Genomic DNA, 4,967 nt, shown 5'->3' on the forward strand with positions numbered 1-4,967 from the left:
AACTAGAACAACCTCTGCAAGCACAAACAAACCAAAATAACTAATAAATATGTCATCAATAAATCTAAATACAACTCAAATTACTATGCATAATAATTTTAAGTTGTACAACTATTAACACACAGTATCAATAAAAAAAATAAAGACGTACACCAACTCCTGCAAAGTTTGTGCACCAGTAATGCGATCACTATAATCCGAAACGATCTCTGGCATATCCGATTTGGATAGCCTTATAGATAGCGCTGCCATTAATACCCAAATTTTAAATGTTCGTTTAATTTCCGTCGCATTTACAATGCTCTCCTTAGTTAGGAAAGTAAGCATCGTATTCTCAAGCGCTTTTTTTGCGGCATCATTCGTTTTCCACTCCCGTACGATTTGAAGTAGAGAGTCATTCATGTCTTCCGGAATACGCGAACTATACTGTCCGCCTACAAGAGTGTTCGAGCCCGCCCCAAAGAAAAATCTATCCTCTAACTTCGTTAAACATTCGCTATACTGCTCTTTCATCGAATGATAACCTTCCTGTGCATGATTGATCACGAATGTAACGGAAATATTAAAATACATGTTTAAAACATTGCGAATATGCTCGACGATTGTATGAAGCGTATCGGTAATCTGCTGTTCGCTGTTTTGCTCATCGAAGCCGAATACGAGCAAGTATCGGCTATCAGAATCGGCGAACGCTTCTCCGCAGCCGTAATTCGCCAAAACCTCACTCAGCACATTCAATAGCGACATTCGAACGAGTTGACCTTTATTATCTTTAAAACGCTTACATATTAGGTCGAACCTATCGATTTCCATCAGAGTGACAACCAGACGATGTGGATGCAGCCGCATGTTCAAGCTTTCCGCTTTGGCCGTAAACTCAACCTCACTGTAACGCGATCCAAGCAAATATTCTTTAATGAGATTGTCTTTAAGGATATGGATATCCACATCCGTCTTGACGTGCACCGATTTATGCAGCCGGTCGAGCTTCTCCCTGATTTTAAATAACATTCTCCCCATATCTTCCGATGTCATTTCCAGCTTCAAAATATAGTCTTGCACATTGTGAGAGAGCGCCTTACGAGCCGTAACGAAATCTTCCACACATGTCAGGATGATGATCTGCGCATCCGAATTTATATCGCGCACTTTTGCAATCAACTCCATCCCATCCATGATCGGCATCTTAATGTCTGTGATGAGCACTTCCGGCAGTTCCTTTTGATAGATATCCAAGGCTTCCTGGCCGTTCGCGACATCCGCGATCACGGTCATGTTATATTCGCTCCAATCGATCGAATGTTTTAACCCCAATCTTACAAGCATTTCATCCTCGGCAATAAGTACCCGATACATATCATGTCTCCCTTCAATGATGTGCGGAAGTTTCTTTGGCGCATTTAAACTGGAAAATAATAACCATACTATAACAACATTACATTATTTCTGTCTAATGATCCTGAATTATTTCCGGGTAAACCTTACGAATTTCAATTTATATTCCGAATGGTTTTGACTATATTGGTGATAGTCTTTTATCAATGAAAGGTGGTGCCAGGCAATGAAATGGGGAATTAGTACTTATAGTTTAAGTCGCGCCATAATCACGCAGCAAATGACCGTTCCAGATGTCATCGAATGGACGAAAGAAATTGGAGGAGAGCATGTCGAAATCGTACCGATCGGCTATAACTTGACGCAGCAGCCGGAACTCATTCCGGCCATTCGCCGTAAAGCGGAGCAAGTCGGTATCGCTATCTCGAACTATACCGTCAGCGCCAATTTCGTATGTGCGGATGAGGCGGATTTTCAGCAAGAGATTGCCAGGGTCAAACAAGAGGTCGATATCGCTAACGAGCTTGGTGTGAAGCTGTTTCGCCACGACGTTGCATCGAGACCACCGGAACAAGCGTCAATCGTTCATTTCCAAAATGATTTGCCGAAACTGGCGGAGGCATGCAGGCAAATTGCCGATTATGCGGCAGACTACGGGATCACGACAAGCTTAGAAAATCACGGTTTCTACATGCAGGCTAGTGAACGAGTAGAAAGCTTGATCCATGCAGTCGGAAGACCAAATTTCAAGACGACGCTGGACATCGGCAATTTCATGTGTGTCGATGAAAGCTCGGTCAAAGGTGTCAGGAACAATATCGGACTTGCTTCCATGATTCATTTGAAGGATTTCTATTTGCGTCCTAATCACCTTAATCCCGGTCAAGGCTGGTTTCAAACAGCTGGTGGAGATTTCTTGCGGGGTGCGATCATCGGGCAAGGTGATATCGACATGAGGGAAGTTCTGCGCATCATTAAAGCTTCCGGTTATGACGGATACATTTCGATCGAATTTGAGGGCATGGAAGACTGCCATACCGGGACTCTGTTCGGTTTCGAAAACGCAATGCGCTTGTGGGATGAAGTTTAACCAGCGATAAACCAAACCTCTTCCAACATAGAAGCAGCCACAGCAATTAGCCGTGGCTGTTTCTTCCTTCTTATCTATATTTATAGCTGGATCTATTCTTGGTAAAGTTCGGAAAATCGATCGGTTTCCCATTCGCCGCTACGGATTGAACCGACAGTGGGAATACACAGCTAATCGCAACGGCGTCATAGACATCAACAGCCGGTCGGCGTCCTTCCTGAACGGCCGACGCGAATTCCTCCATGACGAAATAATCCCCGCCGAACCCTGCCTCTTCCGCCTTCTCCCGATCCTTCTTCCAAGACGGATGCTCGTACTCGGAAGCTAAATCCCAAATGGACTGCCATTCCACCGTACCTTGATACGATCTGTCTTTCGATCGACTATCCAGCCAAACGAGCGGGTCCTCCCCTTCGCGCCTGGCCGACAGGAAAGCACCTTTCGTCCCTTGCAGCCCAAAATGTGCGTAATTAAACGGACGGGCAGAGGAAAAATCGTTCCGCAAATAAATGACGGCGCCTTGCTTCGTGCGAATCAAGTTGAGTGATGAATCGCCTTGCTTCCAATATTCTGGCTTCGCTGCGGGATGGTCGGCACCATACAATTCGGCGAAATAGCCCGATTGGGATGAAGGCTTTGAAACGATCGTCGTCATATAGTCGAACTCGTCCCCGCGATGTATACCGAGCCATTGCGATACCGGGCCGAGTGAGTGAGTTGGATAATTGTTGCCATTATAATCCCTCAGCATCTCACCTCTCCATGTCAATTGGCCGGTTTCAGTATGAGATATTGCCCTCAAGTCATGAATATATCCGCATTCGGCGTGAGTGATATCCCCAAACTCTCCTTGATCCGCAATGTTCTTAACCATCATGTTCAAGCGGAAATAATTGAAGTTCTCGGCCATCATGTAGATCATTCCCGTCTGCTCCGCCGTCTCAACTAGCTGCCAGCAATCTTCGATTGTGTGGGCTGCAGCGACTTCGCTTAACACATGCTTTCCGGCTTTCATCGCTTGCACAGCCTGCCTGGCATGGAGCATCATCGGCGTTGCAAGCAGTACTGCATCGATTGAAGGATCTTCCAGCACCTTATCATAATCCGTATAGGTCTTGATTCCAGGATTGTCCGATCTCCAATTGTTCAATACTGCTTCATTCAGATCGCACACCGCTGCCAGTTGGACTTTATCAGGCATCATCCTAACGGACTTGCTGTAACAGCTGCCGCGAACCCCGCCCACGACGGCCAATCGTACCGGTTGATTTGCTCCCATTTCTGCACTCTCTCCTTAAGGCGATCACACGCCATCATTGTTCAAAACTACATCTTTACTATAGTCCGAACGTATAGAGAGATGAATTGAAATAAGTAAGATCTATCCTGAAAAAAATCAGGTTATTGCGGCAGCGCAATTATACGATTCCGATATTCCGTAGGCGTCATGCCGGAGTGATGTTTGAAAAATTTTGCGAAGTAATCGGGTTCGATTCCAACCCTCTCGGCGATTTCATAGACGCTCTTCCCCGTAGAGGACAGGAAAATACATGCATGCTCAAACCTTAATTTCGTAATATATTGGATCGGTGGACAACCGACCATCGTTTTGAATACCTGTATGAAATAATGCGGATGAAAGTGAACGAGTCCTGCCAGCTTTTCAACCGAGAGCTTTTCCGACATATGGTTCTCGATATACTGAAGCACAACGTTAACTGCTTCCAATTGAGAATGTCCGGTATCAGCAAACTTACAAAGCGGACTGTTCTCGATGTAGTAACAAAGAAGCTGGAGCAGTATGGTTTTGCAGCGCAAGGCTGAAGTCATATTTTTGCAAGATGCGTAATGACGAAGCTCACGGAACCGCTCTTCAATCGCCGGCCGGTCTTTAACATCGATTACTGTGGACAGCCTTATTAAATCAAAAAGCCGTGTTTCCCCAAGAGATGCTGTAAAATGGCAGTAATATTTGGCGAAATGTTCATCATCGGAGGAGGTTGTTATATTCGTTCCTTCAGGCAATAAAACGAGCTGACCTGCTGTAGGCCGAATTTCTTCATCATTTGCCCGAATTTTGCAGCTCCCGTCGACAATGTAGTAAAGGAGATTGTATTCGTAGTTGACATTCGTATAAGACCAGTTTGTACCGACTTGCTGGTACAATATCGTAAAAATCGACGTTTGAATATTGGCGAGATAGTTTCCAAATTTTTCTCTCGTATGAGCCATAAGACTTTCCTACCCTCTATTTGGCTTAGCCGGTGCGCCTGTCGGCTTTACCGTATTATAGCCTACTCGGGAATAGAATGGTACCGCTTCCAATATGGTAACTACGGCGCCAGATTGACAGAGCAATGGTTTCTGGCTATCTCTAGTTCTCTATTACTCGACCATAGTCCAGTTATGAACCATTCAGAGGTCTGTAGTACTTATAAGGCCATATTGATATATTAAATATTGGAAATACAAATTATACCTACTACTATTTTCTGGAGGAATTACGAAATGCCAAAAAAATCTCATCTCATCTATACTACAC

The 4,967-nt window shown here is 44.7% G+C and carries 4 protein-coding genes; 1 reads left to right on the forward strand and 3 read right to left on the reverse strand.

Annotated elements, in window-relative coordinates; translation table 11 throughout:
• Nucleotides 1-114 precede the first annotated feature (114 nt).
• Nucleotides 115-1,356 (reverse strand): response regulator, encoded by a 1,242-nt coding sequence (locus tag AC1DWN_RS27870; protein ID WP_477562139.1) that lies wholly within the window; start codon nucleotides 1,354-1,356, stop codon nucleotides 115-117.
• Between the two features lie 205 nt (nucleotides 1,357-1,561).
• Between AC1DWN_RS27870 and AC1DWN_RS27875 the strand changes: the two genes are divergently transcribed.
• On the forward strand, nucleotides 1,562-2,425 hold the full coding sequence (locus AC1DWN_RS27875; protein ID WP_477562140.1) for a sugar phosphate isomerase/epimerase family protein: 864 nt from the start codon (nucleotides 1,562-1,564) through the stop codon (nucleotides 2,423-2,425).
• 70 nt (nucleotides 2,426-2,495) lie between these two features.
• On the opposite strand, the gene AC1DWN_RS27880 is transcribed toward AC1DWN_RS27875, so the two are convergent.
• Together AC1DWN_RS27880 and AC1DWN_RS27885 are read right to left on the reverse strand one after the other, a co-directional pair.
• Nucleotides 2,496-3,704, reverse strand: coding sequence for a Gfo/Idh/MocA family protein (locus AC1DWN_RS27880; RefSeq protein ID WP_477562141.1), 1,209 nt, complete (start codon nucleotides 3,702-3,704; stop codon nucleotides 2,496-2,498).
• Between the two features lie 122 nt (nucleotides 3,705-3,826).
• Nucleotides 3,827-4,657, reverse strand: a complete 831-nt coding sequence (locus AC1DWN_RS27885; RefSeq protein WP_477562142.1) for a helix-turn-helix domain-containing protein — start codon at nucleotides 4,655-4,657, stop codon at nucleotides 3,827-3,829.
• Nucleotides 4,658-4,967: the final 310 nt, after the last annotated feature.

It is taken from the genome of Paenibacillus sp. P4_A7 (genome assembly GCF_056402455.1).